Origin of the sequence: Nostoc sp., assembly GCF_036917635.1 — a bacterium.
In the GTDB taxonomy this organism is placed as follows: Bacteria; Cyanobacteriota; Cyanobacteriia; order Cyanobacteriales; family Nostocaceae; genus Nostoc.
Map to the genome: position 1 here is coordinate 39,396 of NZ_JBALCW010000058.1, position 19,888 is coordinate 59,283.

Annotated in this window: 8 protein-coding genes and 2 pseudogenes; 8 read left to right on the forward strand and 2 right to left on the reverse strand. The window is 39.2% G+C overall.

Going from position 1 to position 19,888, the window contains the following annotated elements; genetic code table 11:
* Nucleotides 1-315 precede the first annotated feature (315 nt).
* From V7K32_RS15285 to V7K32_RS15295, 3 genes and pseudogenes are all read left to right on the forward strand, one after another.
* On the forward strand, nt 316-1,206 hold the full coding sequence (locus V7K32_RS15285; protein ID WP_334994584.1) for a LysM peptidoglycan-binding domain-containing protein: 891 nt from the start codon (nt 316-318) through the stop codon (nt 1,204-1,206).
* Between the two features lie 341 nt (nt 1,207-1,547).
* Nucleotides 1,548-4,829: pseudogene (locus V7K32_RS15290) on the forward strand (non-ribosomal peptide synthetase); the annotation flags it as partial.
* 555 nt (nt 4,830-5,384) lie between these two features.
* On the forward strand, nt 5,385-6,914 hold the full coding sequence (locus tag V7K32_RS15295; protein WP_334994588.1) for a glycosyltransferase: 1,530 nt from the start codon (nt 5,385-5,387) through the stop codon (nt 6,912-6,914).
* 268 nt (nt 6,915-7,182) lie between these two features.
* Here V7K32_RS15295 and V7K32_RS15300 read toward each other — a convergent pair whose 3' ends face one another.
* Nucleotides 7,183-8,283 (reverse strand): alpha/beta fold hydrolase, encoded by a 1,101-nt coding sequence (locus V7K32_RS15300; RefSeq protein ID WP_334994590.1) that lies wholly within the window; start codon nt 8,281-8,283, stop codon nt 7,183-7,185.
* Nucleotides 8,284-8,517: 234 nt separating this feature from the next.
* Here V7K32_RS15300 and V7K32_RS15305 point away from each other — a divergent pair, with 234 nt between their 5' ends.
* From V7K32_RS15305 to V7K32_RS15325, 5 genes and pseudogenes are all read left to right on the forward strand, one after another.
* The gene (locus V7K32_RS15305; protein WP_334994592.1) at nt 8,518-13,230 is read left to right on the forward strand and encodes an amino acid adenylation domain-containing protein; all 4,713 of its coding nucleotides are present in this window, start codon (nt 8,518-8,520) and stop codon (nt 13,228-13,230) included.
* A gap of 290 nt (nt 13,231-13,520) precedes the next feature.
* Nucleotides 13,521-13,875 (forward strand): annotated as a pseudogene (locus tag V7K32_RS28785) (transposase); the annotation flags it as partial.
* A gap of 46 nt (nt 13,876-13,921) precedes the next feature.
* The gene (locus V7K32_RS15315; RefSeq protein WP_334994594.1) at nt 13,922-15,109 is read left to right on the forward strand and encodes a sigma-70 family RNA polymerase sigma factor; all 1,188 of its coding nucleotides are present in this window, start codon (nt 13,922-13,924) and stop codon (nt 15,107-15,109) included.
* 25 nt (nt 15,110-15,134) lie between these two features.
* Entirely contained in the window at nt 15,135-16,319 is a 1,185-nt protein-coding gene (locus V7K32_RS15320) for a DUF1822 family protein (protein WP_334994596.1), read from the forward strand.
* Nucleotides 16,320-16,427: 108 nt separating this feature from the next.
* A complete protein-coding gene (locus tag V7K32_RS15325; RefSeq protein ID WP_334994598.1) occupies nt 16,428-18,806 on the forward strand; it encodes a CHASE2 domain-containing protein in 2,379 nt (792 codons plus the stop codon).
* A gap of 414 nt (nt 18,807-19,220) precedes the next feature.
* Here the strand turns inward: V7K32_RS15325 and V7K32_RS15330 are convergent.
* Nucleotides 19,221-19,888 (reverse strand): HlyD family efflux transporter periplasmic adaptor subunit (locus tag V7K32_RS15330; protein ID WP_334994600.1); only part of this gene is annotated, 668 nt, incomplete at its 5' end.

Here is a 19,888-nt window from a genome sequence, read left to right on the forward strand (position 1 = left end):
TTGCCTCTAGACTGTTTTTTGGCAGTATAAACATTCTGATTTTTACGAGATGTAAAAAAAGTCGGTTGCAAATATGGGTTGAAATGAGTAAAATTAACCATAGCTGTAACAATAAATAGTTACGCTACAAAACGCCCATTACTTAACTTGTATTTGACTTAGACAAGTGTATAAGTTAATTGGACTTGTATTGATTTCAAAATATAAGTAAGAAAAACAACCAATTAACTTGATTTACTTCTTCTCCTCAACAGAAATTCTCACAATCAAAAGCTACGTTCGTAGTAATCACAAACCTATTCACTACAAAATTATATGACTTCATTCTTCAAAATAAAAACATTCACACACAGAATCAAGAATTTTTCCGCTATTGGAATAGTGATTTTTTCATCTTTAACTGCATCATTTTTATTACCTGAATTGAGCGATGCTATTTTCCAAAAAAATGATGATGTTGCACAAGCACAGCAGGGAAATATAACATATACAGTCGCACCTGGTGATTTTTTATCAAATATTGCTGAGAGATTTTATGGTGATGGTAGTGAAGCTTCGTGGAGAAGAATTTATGAAGCTAATCGGTCTGTAATTGGGTCTGATCCTACTCAGCTCACGGTAGGAATGGTACTTCTTATACCTGAAGCCAATCAATCTCAGTCCAATAGTGGTAGCAGGGGTAGTTTTCAGGATATGCTACTAGCCTTAGGACGAAGAGAAACAGGACAAGAAAATCCACCTTATAATATTGAGAACCAGTTGGGTTTTATTGGCAAGTATCAATTTGGTGAAGCTCTATTAATTGATCTTGGATACTATCAAGCTAATTTTTATTATGGCAATGGTGCTAGTAGAAATGAGTGGCAGGGTAGGTGGACAGGAAAAAATGGTGTTAATAGCAAGCAAGATTTTTTAAATAATCAGAATAATGTGCAAGAAGCGGCTATTCAAGAAGCTTTCGCATTGAACTTAAATCGAATCAACAGTCAACTTGGACAGAATGGACTCTCCGTAAGACAATTTATCGGACAACAACGAGGAGGAGTCGTTATCACAATATCTGCAATTCTTGCAGCTGCTCATCTGCGTGGCGAAGGAGGGGTTGTCCAACTCCTGCTGAATAACCAGGTTTCTCAAGATGAAAATGGCACTTCTATTCTCACTTATTTAAGAGAATTTGGCGGATTCCAAACTCCGTTCGACTAAGCAAAATAGAGGTCTCAGCAAATACATTCTGGGACAATCCCTAGTTTATGACAATCTTATCGCCGGATGCGTTGCAAGGCGCACGTCCAGTTCTGAGGGGGCGGGATTATAGCGATATAGTCCTCCTACCCGACCACGGTGATGCTATATTTATCACTTAAACGAGTTGCTCAACATTGTAATTGACCGTTTAATTTGCCCAACCCGCTTGCGTTTATCGTAACGGTGCTTGGCTTTTACGTTGAATCCTTACATAAATAATTTTTTATAACAAACCGCAGAGGTAAGAGAGACGCAGAGAGAATAAAGAGAGATTTTCATGAATGATTTAGGATTGCTATATGTCTTCTGAAGAGGTTTTCGTCTTTCCAGTATCTTTTGCCCAACAACGGTTATGGTTCCTCGACCAATTGATCCCTAACAATACTATTTATAATGTGCCGACAGTAATTCGCTTAACAGGTTCACTTAATTTAACGGCACTGGAGCAGACTTTTAACGAAATTGTGCGTCGCCATGAAACCTTACGCACGACATTTATAGTATTAGATGGGCAACCTCTACAGGCGATTCCTGCGGAAAGCTGCGCTAACGCACCCAGCTTAACAATACCTATTTCTGTATTAGACCTCCAGCTACTGCCAGATGGTAAAAGGGAGGTTGAAGTAAACAACATTATTAACGCAGAGATAGAAGATCCCTTCAATTTATCCTCCGGGCCATTGCTGCGAGTGAAGTTGCTTGTGCTTTCCAAGACAGAATATATTCTATTACTGAATATGCACCACATTATCTGCGACGATTGGTCTATTGGGGTGCTGATTCGGGAACTGGGAACACTATACACAGCTTTTGCACAAAACCAGCCTTCCCCTCTATTAGAACTGCCTCTTCAGTACGCTGATTTTGCCCACTGGCAGCGCGAGTGGCTGCAAGGAGAAGTACTGCAAACGCAATTAACTTATTGGCAGCAGCAATTAAATGGTATTTCTATGCTGCATTTGCCTACCGACAAACTAAGACCAGCTATACAAAGCTATCAAGGAGCAACACAATTTTTTGAGTTACCAAAAAAGCTAACTGATGCACTAGAAAAGCTTTCGCAGCAACAAGGAGTTACCTTTTTTATGACGTTGCTGGCAGCATTTAAAACTTTGCTCTACCGCTACACATATCAAGAAGATATTGCGGTAGGTTCGCCAATTGCTAACCGTAATCACACCGAAATTGAGGGACTAATCGGTTTTTTTGTCAATGCTTTAGTACTACGCAGCAATTTATCTGGAAACCCAACTTTTAGAGAACTTTTACACAGAGTCCGAGAGGTAACACTAGGAGCTTATAGCCAGCAAGATTTGCCATTTGACAAGCTAGTTGAAGAACTGCATCCAGAACGGAATTTGAGCCATCATCCGTTATTTCAAGTAGTATTTAGCTTGCAAAATGCGCCAATGTCGGCACTAGAACTGGCTGGATTAGTGCCTAGCTTTATGAATATTGATTTAAAAAAAACGCGCTTTGACTTAGAACTACACCTATGGAAGTGTTCTGATGATTTTAGGAGCTTATGGGGTGCAAACTGGGAGTATTCTGAAGGACTCCGTGGTTTAATAGTTTACAACACAGATTTGTTTGAGAAAGCTACCATCAGCCGGATGCTGGAACATTTTAAAACTCTGTTGTCAAGCATTGTCGCTAATCCAGAACAATGCATTGAAAATTTACCACTATTAAGTGAAGCGGAGCTACATCAGGTATTAGTGGAATGGAATAATACTAATGTAAATTATCCTCATGATAAGTGTATCCATCAATTGTTTGAAGAACAGGTACAGCATCATCCTAATTGTATAGCAGTAATCTTTGGTAACGAGCAACTCACTTATCAAGAGTTAAATAATCGCAGCAATCAACTAGCACAATACTTACAAAAAATCGGGGTAGTGTCAGAAATTTTAGTAGGTATTTGCATTTCACAGTCTATAGAAATGATAGTAGGCTTATTAGGCATTTTGAAAGCAGGAGGAGCATATCTACCTTTAGATTCCAGCTATCCTCAAGAACGCCTAAAGTTTATGCTGGAAGATGCACAGGTTTCAGTATTGCTGACACAAGAAAAGTTGCTAAAGTCTTTTGAATGCTTCTTAAATCCAATTATTTGCATAGATAAAGACTGGGAAATTATTACTCAAGAAAATAAAAATAACCTTGAAAGTAGCGTTACATCTCAAAATTTAGCTTATGTTATTTACACTTCTGGCTCTACAGGTAAACCCAAGGGAGTAGCTATAATTCACAAAGCTGTAAATCGGTTAGTGTGCAATACAAACTATATAAAATTGTCACCATCAGATAAAATCGCCCAAGCCTCAAACACTTCTTTTGATGCAGCGACATTCGAGATTTGGGGAGCGCTACTTAACGGCGCTCAACTTGTGGGTATTAGTAAAGATGTAATCCTTTCGCCTGATGAATTTGCATTACAGCTACAGCAAAAACAAATTAGTGTTTTGTTTTTGACAACAGCTTTATTTCAACAGATTGCTAGAGATATTCCGCAAGCTTTTGCTTCATTGCGATATTTACTATTTGGTGGCGAGACTGTTAATATAAGATGGGTTAAAAAAATTATCAAGTATGGTGCGCCAAAGCATTTACTTCATGTTTATGGACCTACGGAAAATACAACATTTTCATCTTATTATTATATTCCAGAATTACCAGAAACATCTGTATTTATTCCCATTGGTCGCCCGATCGCTAATACACAAATTTATATATTAGATACCCATTTACAACCTTTGCCTATTGGCGTTACTGGTGAATTATATATTAGTGGTGATGGTTTGGCACGAGAATATCTCAATCATACGGCATTAACTACTGAATACTTTATTACAAATTATTTTACTAATAATTCAAAAACACGACTTTATAAAACAGGTGATTTAGCCCGCTATTTACCAGATGGCAATATTGAATTTTTAGGACGGATTGATAATCAAGTAAAAATTCGTGGATTCCGCATTGAATTATCAGAGATTGAAGCGGTTTTGAGTGAACATCCAGCAGTGAGAGAAACAGTAGTTATTGCTGATGAGGATATACCTGATAACAAGTATTTGGTAGCTTATATTGTTATTAATAGAGAACAAGTATCAAAAATTACATCTATATTGCGCGATTTCCTGAAAGAAAAGTTACCAGAATACATGGTGCCAAGAGCATATGTGGTAATGGAATCAATACCATTAACAGCTAATGGCAAAGTAGACCGTCGTGCTTTACCTAGACCCGATATAGTAACTTTCGATAAATATGATTATGTGGCACCGCGATCGCAAGTTGAAGAGTTACTTACAGAAATTTGGGCTAAAGTCCTGGGAAAAGAGCAGATAGGCGTTCATGACAATTTCTTTGAATTAGGGGGTCATTCTCTACTAGCTACTCAGTTAATTTCCCGAATCCGAGATACCTTTCAAATAGATGTAACTGTACGTAATTTGTTTGAAGCACCGACTATTGAACAACTTGCTAAGTGTATTGATACAATGTTTTGGGCAGCAAAAGGTGCTGATAAAATTGAAATTACAGCACAAGAGCGAGAAGACGTTGAATTTTAAGGATAAATATTACCTTATTATTATTATTTATGTCATCCGGTATATGTGCGCGAGCCGCAGTAGCGATTAACTTAAACATTAGACATCTCCGATAATGAATGTAGAGACGCGAAATTTCGCGTCTCTACAGGGGTTTCAGGTTACGCATATCTAATTTCTGGAGATGTCTATTAGGAAAATGCGCGAACTGGCTAAGTTTAGGCTAAAGGGAATCAATAAAAGCCCTTTGACTTAATTTTTCATGGCATTTAAACCACGTCTATCTTGAAACCTATAGTTCTTCGATGATGAAAAGGATTTGCCCTCATCCCCCAACCCCGAATCCCAGATTTGGGATTCGGCGAACCAGAATTTCAAACTCCTTCTCCCAGATTTGGGAGAGGGATTTAGGGAGAGGGTGAAAACTACGGTTCTCAACTAAGATTTGGTTTATATACAGCCTCACTGCCTGCGTTTTCCAGCCTTGGGAGTTTTTAACAAGCTCACTAAGCTTTTATGCTGCCGTCTTCAGGCAAAAATCTCTAGTAGAAATCAACCTGTATTAGGAAGTGGGCGATGCACATTGGATTTCTCAACCCTCAAGGCAATTTTGATTCACCCAATAGCCACATCACGAAACACCCAGATTTCGGGGGTCAGCTAATCTACGTTAAACAAGTCGCCATAGCTATAGCTCAAATGGGTCATAAAGTTGATATTATTACCCGTCAAATTATTGACCCAGAGTGGCCAGAGTTTGCCGAAGCAATTGACACTTATCCAGGGATCGATAACGTCCGCATTATCCGCTTACCAGCTGGGTCAAAAGAATTTCTCTCTAAAGAGTTGTTATGGCCTCATCTGGTCGCTGATTGGATACCCAACATCTTGAAATTTTATCAACACGAAGGTGGCTTACCCGATGCTATGACTGCTCACTACGGCGATGGAGGAATGTGTGCCGTTCTAATTGAAGAGGAGACAGGCATACCTTTTACCTTTACTGCTCATTCTCTCGGCGCTCAAAAGATCGACAAACTGGAAGCCACCCCAGAAAATCTCACAGGGATAGACGAGCAATTTAATTTCAGATATCGCATTTTAGCCGAACGCTTGAGCATGAATCACTCGGCTATTAATATCACCAGTACACGACAAGAACGCTTTGAACAGTATTCTCATCAAGTGTATAGTGGTGCAGTGGATGTAGACGACGACAACCGCTTTGCAGTGATTCCACCGGGAGCAGATTTCTCGATTTTCGGTGCAAAGGCCCGTTCGGAAAATGAGGAAGCTACCCAAGAGTTGATTCAGGAGCGATTAGCACGGGACATTGCAGAAGCTCGTCGAGATTTGCCCGTCATTATAGCATCCAGTCGATTAGAGCCGAAAAAAAACATATTGGGGCTAGTGCAAGCCTTCGCAATGAGTCCAACACTTCAGGAACGAGCTAACTTGATGCTAATTACAGGGGGGCTGGACGATCCTTTACGAGAGGAAAGTAGTGATGGCATGGCTGAAGAGGTATTGGCTCCGATTCGGGAAGTAGTCAAAGAAAACGACTTGGGGGGCAAGGTGAGTGCCTTTGGCTTGTCAGATCAGTCTCAAGAGTCACTAGCAGCAGCCTATCGGTTTATGGTAAAACGGCGCTCAGTATTTGCGCTGACCGCACTCTACGAACCCTTTGGGCTTGCTCCCTTAGAAGCAGCAGTTGCAGGTTTACCAGTGGTAGCAACTAAGAACGGTGGCCCGAGCGAGAGCTTTCGACAGGGAAATAAGGAATATGGCGTACTCGTTGACCCAGAAGACCCTGCTGATATTGCCCGGGGATTGGAGCGGTTGCTATGTGATGCTCAGGAGTGGGAGTATTTTGCCCAAGCTGGTCAGCAACGGGTGCTGAAAAAGTACACTTGGGAGTCTACTGCTGAAAACTATTTGACTTTGCTTGAGCAGATTCTGTCTTCACCAGAAAGCCGGCCTCGGGCTGAACTCCTTCCCATCCATCCCTACTTCCGTAATCCAGAATTGCAGACCGATGTTTTTTTGGAAGAATTAAGCGACCTCTACTTTGGAAGTAATCAAAAGGTACTAAGCAATGCGGATTAAATAAACTGCAAAACTGGGGTTAAAGCAGAAGTTGCTACAGAAAAAGTGGAAGTTCTTACTCTTAAGGCGGAAGTTGCTACAGACTGCGCGAAACACGAAAATGTCAACACTAAGGGACTTCCAAGAAATAAATTACTCAAATAAACGAACCTTATTAGACACAGAGAACACAGAGGAATAAAGAGGAAAGAGTTTTTTGGGTATTTTTTTATTTGCAAGTCCCTAGAGCAATATTTTTTGATGGATGCTAAATGTGTGATTCAGGGAGCTATGAGCAGCCAGCGCAAAACGTGCTGACTGCTTCGGCAAACTGTTGGTTTTGTTCCATCAATGCCATGTGTCCACCTGGTTTTAGGGTGACTCTTTCAGAGTAAGGTAATTCTGCTTTCATGCGATCGCTCGCCACAGGTTTAGTTGCTATATCTGAAGCCCCACACATTACCAATACAGGCACATTAATACTTGCAAGTGTGTCTGTTTCGTCGAACTTCAACATTCCCAGTGTGCCACGAGCCAGAACACCAGGCGAACCCAATGCTGATAAGAAAGCTGCAAAATTTAGTTGACCGCGTGTTTCAGTACCCGTAAATCCAGATAGTTCGACGGTGATATACAGCGAGCCATTGAAATACGAGAGCCAAGTCATCAACCAAAAAATAGGCCACAACACGATAGTCAGGTACAACACAGGTTCGAGTAACGGTTTCTGCAATTTACGTACCAGATTGCTAAAGATACAAGTTTTTACCGGATTGGTGTAAGTAGTATCTACAAGAATTAAGCCAGCCACCCGACTCCCTAATTGCTCTGGAAACAGGCGACAAAATGTCAGGTTAATCATCCCACCCATGCTATGCCCCAACAAGATAACAGGTTTATCCCCTGCTATGGCAATTACAGCTTCCAAGTCACGGGCATATTTTTCTATAGAGTGATCGTTGTTTTTCGGTTTGGCGGATTTTCCTAACCCTGGTAGATCCCAAACAATTATTCGGAAGCGATCGCTCAATTGTCGCTTGGCATAATACCATATAGTACTGTTTGGTCCCCAACCATGTGAGAAAATAATTGGTTGACCATCTTCAGGGCCAAAAAACTCTACTTGTAACACGCTCCCATCTGGACGTAGCAAACGCTGCACGGTTTTGCCTCGCATAAAGTTGGGTTCTTCCGCTCCAGGACGGCGCAGCAGCGGCAAACTGATAAAACGACCTCCAAAAGTCCACAGAACCATTACTAGTCCAGCCACTAAGTAGGATGTTCCTACAAGTTCTCGTTCGTACCACTCATAGAAAATATAGATTCCCCCGCCAAGTACCCCAACAGACAGCAGTTGAACCAGCCATACAACTAGAAAATTATGAGGCATGAATATCATAAACCTAAACCTTATTATACCTTGTTAACTGCTTTTAGCTTCATACCATAGTTAGAATCATCCAACTTTCACTCCCAAGAATGATTTATACATTGTTGTAAGTGTGATAAAAATGCTGGGTTAGTTGATAAACAGTCTAAAGTGGCAAAAATAATTATTAACAAACAATATTCCTTCTGCCTCCTGCTTTTTATTAAATAACAACTGTTCCAAAGGGGTGTAATTTTGAATACAGTTGAGCTATTGTCTTATCTTCGCAGCTTAGATATTAAAATTTTTATTGATGGTGAAAAGTTTCGTTGTAACGCGCCTGAAGGAACTCTTACACTAGAAGTGCGTGCAGCAATTCAAGAGCGGAAAGCAGAAATTATTGAATTTTTAAAAGCAACTAATCGTACTAATAAGCAGAGCTTTAGACCTCTGGTACCTATTTCACGGTCGGAAAATCTTCCCCTCTCCTTTGCTCAACAACGGCTGTGGTTTCTTGACCAATTAATCCCTAATAATCCTTTCTATAACATTCCAGTAGCACTACATTTAACAGGTTCGTTAAATAAAGCCGCGCTAGAGCAAAGTTTTAACGAAATTGTGCGACGACACGAAGCTTTACGCACCAATTTTGTCATCCAGTCAGGGCAACCAGTTCAGCTAATTAATCCGGCGCTAACTATTACTTTACCAATAATAGATTTACGGCAACTGCCACAAGCCGAACGAGAAATACAAGCACGACAACTCACTAACCAAGCAGCTCAACATCCTTTCAATTTATCAACTGATTTGTTGCTGCAAGCAAAACTGCTGCGGTTGGATGAGACACAATACATCCTGCTGCTGAATATGCACCACATTGTTTCTGATGGTTGGTCTATTGGAGTGCTGATTCAAGAGATAGCAGCACTTTACACAGCCAATGCTTGCAATCAGCCTTCTTTTCTGCCAAAACTTACAATCCAATATGCAGACTTTGCATACTGGCAACGCCAATGGTTGCAGGGGGAAGTATTAGAAAAGCAACTTAATTACTGGCAAAAGCAATTAGACGGTATATCTATATTAAATCTGCCAACCGACAGGCCAAGACTAGCTGTTCAAACTTACCAGGGTGCAAGGCAACCTCTGCAATTATCAAAAAGTTTGAGCGAAGCACTTTTAGCTCTCGGACAGCAAGAAGGGGTAACTTTGTTTATAACCCTACTAGCAGCATTTAAAGTTTTACTTTACCGCTACACACAACAAGAAGATATTGTAATTGGTTCACCTATTGCCAATCGTAACCGTAGTGAAATTGAGGGATTAATTGGTTTTTTTGTCAATAGCTTAGTATTGCGTAGCGACCTATCAGGAAACCCAACTTTTCGAGAATTATTAAGTCGAGTCAAAGAGGTAGCTTTAGGGGCTTATGCTCATCAAGATTTGCCTTTTGAAAAACTCGTAGAGGAACTGCATCCAGAGCGTAATTTGAATCAAAATCCGCTATTTCAAGTGGTGTTTGCCCTGCAAAATGCGCCTATGTCAGCATTAGAGTTAACTGGTTTAACTTTAAGCCCGTTACCATTTGATACGCATACAACACGCTTTGATTTGGAGTTCCACCTCTGGGAGGCAAATATTCAAAATGGTTTATGGGTAGATAGCTCAGAAGGAATTAGTGGTTTTGTAGTTTACAGCACTGATTTATTTGATGACGCTACTATCACCAGGATGTTAGGACATTTCCAAACATTGCTTGAGGGTATAGTTGCAAATCCAGAACAACGAATTGCCCAATTACCACTTTTAAGCAAATCTGAGCTACATAATTTATTAGTTGGATGGAATAATACTCAATTAGATTATCCTCAAGATAGGTGTATTTTTCAGTTATTTGAGAGTGTTTTAGAACAGAATCCTAATGCGGTCGCACTAGTATTTGGCGATGAAAAACTCAGCTATAAAGAGTTAAATATACGTAGTAATAAACTTGCACATTATCTAAAAAAATTAGGAGTTAAAACCGAAGTTTTAGTAGGACTATGTGTAGAACGCTCTTTTGATATGGTAATCGGGATGTTGGGCATTTTGAAAGCAGGTGGAGCTTATGTACCTTTAGATCCAAGCTATCCATCTGAACGTTTAAACTTTATGCTTGAAGATGCTCAAGTCTCAGTTTTATTAACTCACGAGCGATGGCTTGAACGTTTGCAAAATAGTAATTCAAATATAATCTGTTTAGATAGAGATTGTAAAATTATTGCTCAAGAGATTGAAGATAATCTTCATAGCGAAGTTGCAGCAGACAACCTTGCTTATGTTATTTATACCTCTGGCTCAACAGGAAAACCTAAAGGCGTGCAAATTGAACATAGAGGATTATTAAATCTGGTTTTTTGGCATCAAAAAGCTTTTACAGTTTCATCTCTTGACCGAGTAACGCAGATAGCCGGGGTTGCCTTTGATGCTTGTGGCTGGGAAATTTGGCCTTACCTTAGTGCTGGAGCAAGTATCTATATTGTAGATGATGAAATCAGGCGATCGCCTGAATATCTCCGAGATTGGTTAATATCGCAAAAAATCACAATTTCTTTCTTACCAACACCTATAGCAGAAAAGGTTCTATTATTAGATTTTCCTGAAGATGCCGTTTTCCGAATATTACTTACAGGTGGAGACAAACTAAATCAATATCCTTTAGCTTCCCACCGTTTCCAAGTATATAATAATTATGGGCCTACAGAGAACACAGTTGTTACAACTTCTGGTCATATTTCTGTTAAGAATAAAGATAATTTAGCACCTGCAATTGGTGGTGCGATCGCCAACACCCAAGTTTACATACTAGATAAACATTTACAACTAATACCCATTGGCGTGTCAGGAGAGTTATATATAAGTAGTGATGGATTGGCACGAGGTTATTTAAACCGTCCTGATTTAACTGCTGAATGCTTCATTTCTCATAGTTTTACTAATAAGTTAAAAGCCCGACTTTATAAAACAGGTGATTTAGTTCGCTATCGAGTAGATGGCAACATTGAGTTTTTAGGCCGCCTCGACGAGCAGGTAAAAATTCGTGGCTACCGAATTGAGTTAGGCGAAATTGAAGCAGTGCTAACTCAGCATCCAGCAGTACAGCAAACTGTAGTAATAAGTCGTGAGGATGAAGAGGAAAAACGCCTAGTAGCTTATGTGATACCGAAAGCTGAATACAGCAGTGAGCAGGAGAATGTGCAATTAATGCAATTGCAGAATGAGCAGGTTTTGCAATGGCAGATGCTCTATAACGAAACTTATAATCAACCTGCTGCTGATTCACATCCAACATCCAATTTTATCGGCTGGAACAGTAGTTACACAAATCAGCCTATTCCAATAGAGCAGATGCATGAGTGGGTGAATAACCAAGTAGCACAAATTTTAGCTTTACAACCCAAGCAAGTGTTAGAAATTGGTTGTGGAACAGGTTTAATTCTGTTCAGAATTGCACCTCACTGCACTAAATATTGGGGAACAGACTTTTCCCCAGTTTCACTTAACTATATTCAGCAGCAGTTAGAAAAGCAAAAAATACCCCAAGTAAAGCTGTATCAGCAAATGGCTCTTGACTTCGATAAAGTAGAAACAGCAGCTTTTGATGCAGTAATTCTCAACTCAGTTGTACAATATTTTCCTACTATTGATTATCTGATTCGTGTATTAGAAGGTGCTGTGAGGGCGACTGCTCCGGGTGGCTTTATTTTCATAGGAGATGTGCGTAATTTGCCACTATTGCAAGCTTTTCATGCGTCAGTGCAACTCTATCAAGCTGAACCTTCCCTCACCCGTTACGAGTTGCAGCAACGGGTTAAAATGCAAATTTTCCAAGAAACAGAGTTGGTGATTGACCCAGCTTTTTTTAGTGCAATAAAGCAATACTTTCCCCAGATTAGCCATGCAGAAATTCAACTGCTGCGGGGACGCCATTGTAATGAATTAACTCAATTTCGATACAATGTGATTCTTCATATTGGTGATGAAACTATTAATAGTATTGGAAAATCTTCAATGTTAAACTGGTGTGAAGATAATTTAACAGTGTCAGCAGTGCATCAGTTCTTAATTGAAAATCAACCAGAAAGATTATCTATTAACAATGTGCCTAATGCGCGAGTAATGGCAGCAGTTAAAATAGCAGAATGGCTATCAGATGTAGAAGGCTTTAAAACTGTAGGACAAATGCATAAAGCTTTGCAAGAAATCGAAAATTTAGGAGTAGAGCCAGAAGATTTTTATACACTGGATGTACCTTATAGAATTGAAATTACCTGGTCAGATTTAAGTATTGAAGGACGCTATGATGTGGTTTTTTTACGACAAGATAGAATAGGTAAGAGAACTACTTTTCCACATAACACGGCTAACTCTCATCCCTTACAATCTTACGCCAATAATCCCTTACAAGCCAAAGCTGCGCGTAAATTAGTGCCGCAGTTGCAGACTTATGCAGCCCAAAAACTGCCTGATTACATGATGCCATCAGCTTTTGTAATATTAGAATCTTTACCTCTAACTGCTAATGGTAAAATCAATCGCCGCGCTTTAAGAGCATTCTATGATGCAATTAAGCCCCAATTATCTGAAAATTACATTGCACCTCGGACTCCTGTTGAACAAGTGCTGGTGAAAATTTTTGCTGAGGTTTTGGGACTTAAACGCGTAGGAATTTATGACAATTTCTTTGAATTAGGTGGTCATTCATTACTGGCAACTCAGCTTGTCTCTAGAGTGCGCGATGCCTTGCGTGTAGAGTTACCTTTGCGTAGCGTATTTGAAGCACCGACAATTGCACAAATATCTAAGATAGTGGAAAGCTTTAAAGAAAGCAATGCTCAAAGTCAAGCGCCAGTTTTAGTGCCATTATCGCGTGAAAGTCGGCGGATTAAGTTATCTTTCTTAAACGAAGAGACCAAGAGGCGTTAGGGACTTGTAGAGAAACTAAGATAAGTAAGTGGCCGCAAATAATCATCACTGGCTCGTAGTTGCCCTAAAGCGCAAGAGGGCGCAACTACGAGCCAAATACAGAGATTTTACTTTTCGTTACATAGTTTGGTTTTATCTTGCCTACCTACTCACCAAAACCAATTCCACTAATAATATTATAGATTTCACATTATGGTTCCGATAAATAAGGAATTAGATACACAGAAAAAAAGAGGAAGACGAAATACACAAAAGTTAATAAAATTCAAAGACATCAAAAAAAATTCAAACAGGAGCAAATATTAGAAGGATTAAATAAAACTAAATATGTTTTACTTAAAAAATGAGCCACATTTAAACGAAAATAAAAAAAATAAACTTATTAAGGTTAAAGGTGTATCTCCTAGCCTAAAATTAATGCATGAATTAAAAGACTAAGATAGTAACAATACTCTTATCCGATGGTTTAATCAAATAGTAGCTTACTTTGATAATAGGACAACAAGTGTTGCTGTTGTTCGCGTAGCGTTCCGCAAAAAAGGCATCAATAACAAACTTAAACTAATTAAGCGTTCAGCTTATGGGTTGACAAACTTTAATAATTTTATAATAAGATGCTTATTAAATTGGCATTCTAATTATTAGTTTAGCATAAAAAGTACTGAATAACCTAAATTTTTGTAAACTGCTTATGCGTCCTCGTCAAAAAATTACCCTGATGTTCTCAACCTTCGTTGACTTAGAAGGAGACAGATTCAGCAAATGGTTGATTGATATCAAACTGCATCGAAATATTCAAAATTGCTTGGAGTCTTCACCATTGGTCCCTAACTCAGAAAATTTTTGGGCGTTACATTGGCACAAGTGCTGGCGAGAGGAATCTAATAGCCTTGCTAGAATGCATTTATCTGCTTATTTACAGGAACCAAATTATTGGGCTGCTAAAAAAACAATTGCCAAATTTACAAATAGTCAACATAGCCTAGCAGATTATTTTCAAATAGCGAATGCTGAAATTGAAACAATTCTCAAAAATTTTAATCTAGAAAAATGCTCTAGCTTCAAAGCCTATGCTACTATGGCAGTTCCCAGTCGGCTAAAAGATATTTTACGCCAACGCAAAGAAGCTGATATTTGCACAAATTGGGGATTATTACGCAAAGTAAGCAAAAAGCAGTTATTAGAAGCTCTTGCTCAAGCTGGATTATCACCTATTCTAATAGCCCAATATCGACTAGCTTGGACTTGTTTCAAAGAACTGTATGTTCAAAACCAACCAGGTGGCACAAAGTCATTACCAGAACCAGAACCCCAACTTTGGGGAGCTATTGTCAACCTCTACAACCGTGAACGCCAAAATCACTTAACTCAACCTAGTCCACAATGCACGAGAGAGAAAATTGAACAGTGGTTAACCCAAGCAGCTATGTACGTGCGTGGTTATTTGTATCCACCTGTTAGTTCTCTAAATTTAGCGATATCAGAAGATGATACAACAACTTTTGATTTGCCAGATCCATTCTCTGACTCATTAATTGCTCAGATGATAGCCCAAGAGGATGCCCAAAATCAACAAAATCAACAATCTCAGATTGAAGGTTTTTTGTTAAAAACTTTACAAGGTTTTGAAGCAAAAACTCAGGAAATACTTAAACTTTACTACCAACAGGGGTTGACTCAGCCACAGATTGTAGAACGCCTACAAATGAGTCAGCCTACTGTTTCTCGCCGACTCTTCAAAGCTAGAGAATTAATGCTAGCAGCGTTGAGCCAATGGAGTCAAGACACGCTTAATATTTCTGTGACTTCCAACCTAGTTAATGATATGAGTAGTGCTTTGGAAGAATGGTTGAAAGTTAAATATGGGGAATCTCGCTGACGTTATGAAAGATGAGGTAGTAAAAATGACTTCTGCTTTTACAGAACCGCAGGAACTATTGTTAGAAATATCACCATCATTACAGACAATTTCTTGGCAAGAATGCCAAATATACGCCACACCTAGCAGTCGCTGGCGTGCTTACATGAATCAAATTTGCCTTCATGGGTTTTTGAATTGGGTAAAAGCTGAATATGTTCCAGAAGCAAGTATCTGGAACAGTTCCCCTGGTATTCCTGCTTTTTGGGAATTTGTCAATGGCACAGCAATTTTGTTAAAGGAAAAGCGAGTCGTTTTAATTCCCAGCGAGGCAATTGATGATAGGGAGTTAGAAGTTCCTCAAGAATGGGTAGACATTCCCAGTTGGGCAGCAGACTATTATTTAGCAGTGCAAGTCACACCAGATGGCGAGTGGGTAAGAATTTGGGGCTACATAACCCATAGTAAACTTAAATCACTGGCAGACTATGACCAAGTAGATAAGACTTATTGTATAGATGCACGGCACTTAATTAAAGACCTTAATGCTTTTTGGATGACCTACCAATTTTGTGGAACAGAGGAGATGAAAGCAAACATCGCTCCACTACCAGAATTATCGGCTGCTCAAGCAGAAAATCTTGTGCAACGCTTAAGTAATTATTCTGTAACATTTCCTAGACTTGCAGTACCATTTACAACTTGGGGAGCGCTACTAAAGAATGAGCAGTGGCGGCAGCGTTTGTACCAACAAAGGCTGCGAACGCAATTTTCACAAGTACGCGTGGATCTCAGTCGTTGGCTGGAGCAGATTTACGATGCTTCTTGGCAAGCTATAGAGACTTTTTTTGAGCCAAACTCCAGTAGCCTAGCTTTTAATTTCCGTACTTCTTTCGGGTTAAATGCTGCCGCTATCAAACGCGCCAAGTTAATTGACTTGGGAATGGAAATAGAGGCTCAAAAAGTTATTTTATTAGTTGCCTTAATACCAGAAGCTAACCAACAAGTTAGTATTCGCGTGCAGCTACATCCAGTTTGTAATCAACTTTACTTACCTGTTAATATCAAGCTAGTTTTACTTTCAGAACAAGGGGAAATACTTCAACAAGTACAAGCAAGAATTCAAGATATATATGTGCAATTGAAACTTTTTGATGGAGAAGTGGGAGAATGTTTTAGCATCCAGGTTGCTCTTGATAGTTGTCAGATTACAGAAAATTTTGTGATTTAGTTATTAAGAATTATACTGAACAGGTTTTCTAACAGCCGCGCACAGCGGAGTCGAACTAACATTCATTAGTAAACAAGTTAATCAAGAATGGCAAGGTTCACTTAACTTATGAGTAAGCTAGTTGTCTTCAGCTTCTTGGGAGGAGATTTAAATCAAGGATTTCCTGTTGTCACGGCTCAACTTTGGTGTCATAACCAATTTGTACCCGTGAAATTAACAGGGAGTCTACCACCAGCACCAGAACTAAGCGAACTGTACCGCAGATGGCAGTTACTCTACGCAGCAGTTCATCAACGGCTGGTTAGCAATCACCGGATAAAAGTACATTCGCAAGACATAACCAATATTTCTGTCAATGACTTCGATGAAGTGTGTGAACAGCTACAAGCCAATATTAATGCTTGGTTAAAATTTGAGTCATTTCAGAATATTGAGCGGCAGTTGCGAACTCTACTCAGTCGTAATGATGAAATTAGAGTAATTATTGAAACAAATATAGTTATACTGCATCGCTTGCCTTGGCATCTGTGGCATTTTTTTGAAGATTACCCGAAAGCGGAATTAGCTTTAAGCAATCATGAGTATGAATCCCCTCAACTATTACAAAAATCTCCTACAGGTAAAGTCAAAATTTTAGCAATTCTAGGCAATAGAGTTGGTATTGATATTGATAAAGATGCCTCTTTATTACAAGGTTTAACAGATGCTAAAACTACCTTTATTGTAGAACCAACACGGCAAACACTTGATGAGTATCTATGGAATCACGATTGGGATATTCTCTTTTTTGCCGGACATAGCAATAGTCTCGCTGACGGAGAGATAGGGAAAATTTGCATCAATCAAACAGAAAATTTAACAATTTCGCAGTTAAAAAATGGACTTAAAACAGCAATTAGACGCGGTTTGAAACTGGCAATTTTCAATTCTTGTGACGGAATTGGTTTAGGACGAAATTTAGCTGATTTAAACATTCCCCAAATGATTGTAATGCGGGAAGGAGTGCCAGATTTAATAGCGCAGGAATTTTTAAAAAACTTTCTTACCGCCTTTGCAGATAACAAACCATTTTACTTGGCTGTGCGAGAAGCGCGAGAAAGACTTCAAGGACTGGAAAATGAATTTCCTTGTGCCAGTTGGTTGCCAGTCATCTGTCAAAATCCTACAACTGTTCCTACTACGTGGCAAGAACTGTGTGGTAATGTTGATACTAAAGTTGTAGATGAAGTTTCGACAAAAGGTAAAATTGAGACACCAAAATTGAAACTTTGGACTGTACTGCTTAGTACTTTTATTGTGGCTATTTCAACAGTAGGTTTGAGATACTTGGGAATCTTTGAGAAAATCGAACTGCAAAGTTTTGATCAAATGCTACGGTTACGACCTAAGGAAAACCCAGATCCAAGGTTGATAATTGTAGAAATTACTGAAAAAGATATTCAATCACGACAAGAGACGACTAAAGGAATGAAATCCATTTCGGATAGGACGTTAGCTAAATTGCTCAACAAGTTACAAAAGTATCAACCGCGAGTTGTTGGACTGGATATTTATAGAGACTTCGCTGACCCCCCAAATAAATCAAATTTAATACAACTTTCGACTGAACTTAATAAAAATAATGTTGTTGTTGTCTGCAAAAGCCGCGATAGTAAATATGACCCTCAAGGTGTTAAACCTCCGAAAGACGTATCTATAGGAGGTCAGGGTTTTACCGATGCAATTCAAGACCCAGATGGTATCATCCGTCGCCAAATTTTGATGATGTCACAAGAGCCTTCTTCGACTTGTACAACGCCTTATTCGCTCTCGTTGCAATTAGTTGCTCGTTACTTATCTTACGAAAATATTCAACCTAAATTTAATGAAGATTATGTACAGTTTGGCTCTAAAGTATTTAAACGCTTAAAACATAGTCGCAGTGGTGGCTATCAACAAGGAGTTGATTTAGGTGGAAATCAAATACTTATCAATTACCGTAATACAGATTATCAGAGAGTTTCCCTTGATGATGTATTGAGTGATAAATTTGATCATAAATCACTTAAAGATAAGGTAGTTATCATTGGAGTGACGGCTAATACAGTCAGCGATACTTGGTCAACTCTCTACAGTACTGCACAGCAAGATTACCAAGAAATACCAGGGATATTTATACAAGCACAAATGGTTAGCCAAGTTTTGAGTGCAGTTTTAGACCAACGTCCAATTCTTTGGGTTTTGCCTTACTGGGGTGATATTCTCTGGATATGCGGCTGGTCTGTAGTTGGGAGTTTGATTATTTGGCGGGTGCGATCGCTCTCACATAAGGGATACACTATCTTTGTGATAGTTGTCACTTTATATGGAGTTTGTGCGATCGCTCTTTTAAAACAAGGGCTATGGTTGCCATTTATTCCTTCTGCTTTCGGTATAGTTGCAAGTGGTGTTGTAGTTATATTTATCAAACAGAATACAGGCGTCAGTCGTCATAATTTAGTTGGGTAAACTGAGCCGAAAAAGCGGATGAATAATCGGCACAAATAAAATACCCAATAAGATTGGGTATTTTTTTATTTGGAAGTCCCTAATGTCAAACTAGTAAAAATTAAATGCATAAATTGCTAAAAAGGGGAGGACTTTGACTCGATAAAGCGAACATTTACACTCCTCCCTGCCAGACAAAAATCGTCAAATCTAGGGGTTTTCTGCCAATCAAGTTTGATTCGCACTGCTGCTACCCTTACTGATAGTTGACGGCGAGCAATTTCTGGCGGTGGTTCTACAACATATTGCCCGTCAAATATATTGTTTCGTAAAAAATAACTAAAAGTAAAATATTGACGCTAGAAACCAAAATCCACCAAAAAACATGCATATTAAAATTCTGCATGAACATAAATCTGTCTCCTGAGGTCAACATCAAAAATCCGTCATTAATCTTGCCTTGCGGAGCAAGAATTGCAGTACAGTTTCTTCGCGGGTAATAATATCAACTCTGCCATCCATACCCAATTGAATTTGACATTTCTTTGTACTGCGACCTAAAGCAAGTTTCTCTGGTTGAATTGTGACTTCGTAAAAAGCGCCTACAGCAGTTGCTCTGGGGATAGAATTTGTATCAGAGTTTGCATCGTTTTTTTGCGAACTAATAGCATCTGGAGCGATCGCTTTGATAACGCCATTGAGAGTACCGTAATCAGGATAAGGACAAGCTGTTACTCGCATTTGCACTTTTTGACCGACTTTTATCTTACCTTTTTCCTCAGAACCGACAGCTGCTTTGATAACTAAAGGTGCATGACTAGGAACAATTTGGACAACTTCTTCACCTGCGTGCAGAGTTTGACCGGGGTTTCTCAAATTTAGCTTGGAAATAATCCCGTCTGCTGTAGCGGTAATAGTAGTTTGCTTCAGGTCAATTTCAGCTTGCTTGAATTCGCTAGTATCACGCTCTAATTGTTTTTCGGTTTCAATTTTCTGCTTTATAAGTGCTTGAAGTTCTCTTTCTAAGGATGCTTTATTCACTTCCCCAGAGGCTTTTTGTTCAGCAATGCGTTCAGTCGCCATTGCTACCTCTGCATTGCTTG

What these genes read in the sequence shown, in the direction of transcription:
- V7K32_RS15320 (WP_334994596.1), top strand. Translation starts at nt 15,135, where the DNA reads ATGACTTCTGCTTTTACAGAACCGCAGGAACTATTGTTAGAAATATCA.
- V7K32_RS15325 (WP_334994598.1), top strand. Translation starts at nt 16,428, where the DNA reads ATGAGTAAGCTAGTTGTCTTCAGCTTCTTGGGAGGAGATTTAAATCAA.
- V7K32_RS15300 (WP_334994590.1), bottom strand. Translation starts at nt 8,283, where the DNA reads ATGCCTCATAATTTTCTAGTTGTATGGCTGGTTCAACTGCTGTCTGTT.
- V7K32_RS15285 (WP_334994584.1), top strand. Translation starts at nt 316, where the DNA reads ATGACTTCATTCTTCAAAATAAAAACATTCACACACAGAATCAAGAAT.
- V7K32_RS15315 (WP_334994594.1), top strand. Translation starts at nt 13,922, where the DNA reads ATGCGTCCTCGTCAAAAAATTACCCTGATGTTCTCAACCTTCGTTGAC.
- V7K32_RS15295 (WP_334994588.1), top strand. Translation starts at nt 5,385, where the DNA reads ATGCACATTGGATTTCTCAACCCTCAAGGCAATTTTGATTCACCCAAT.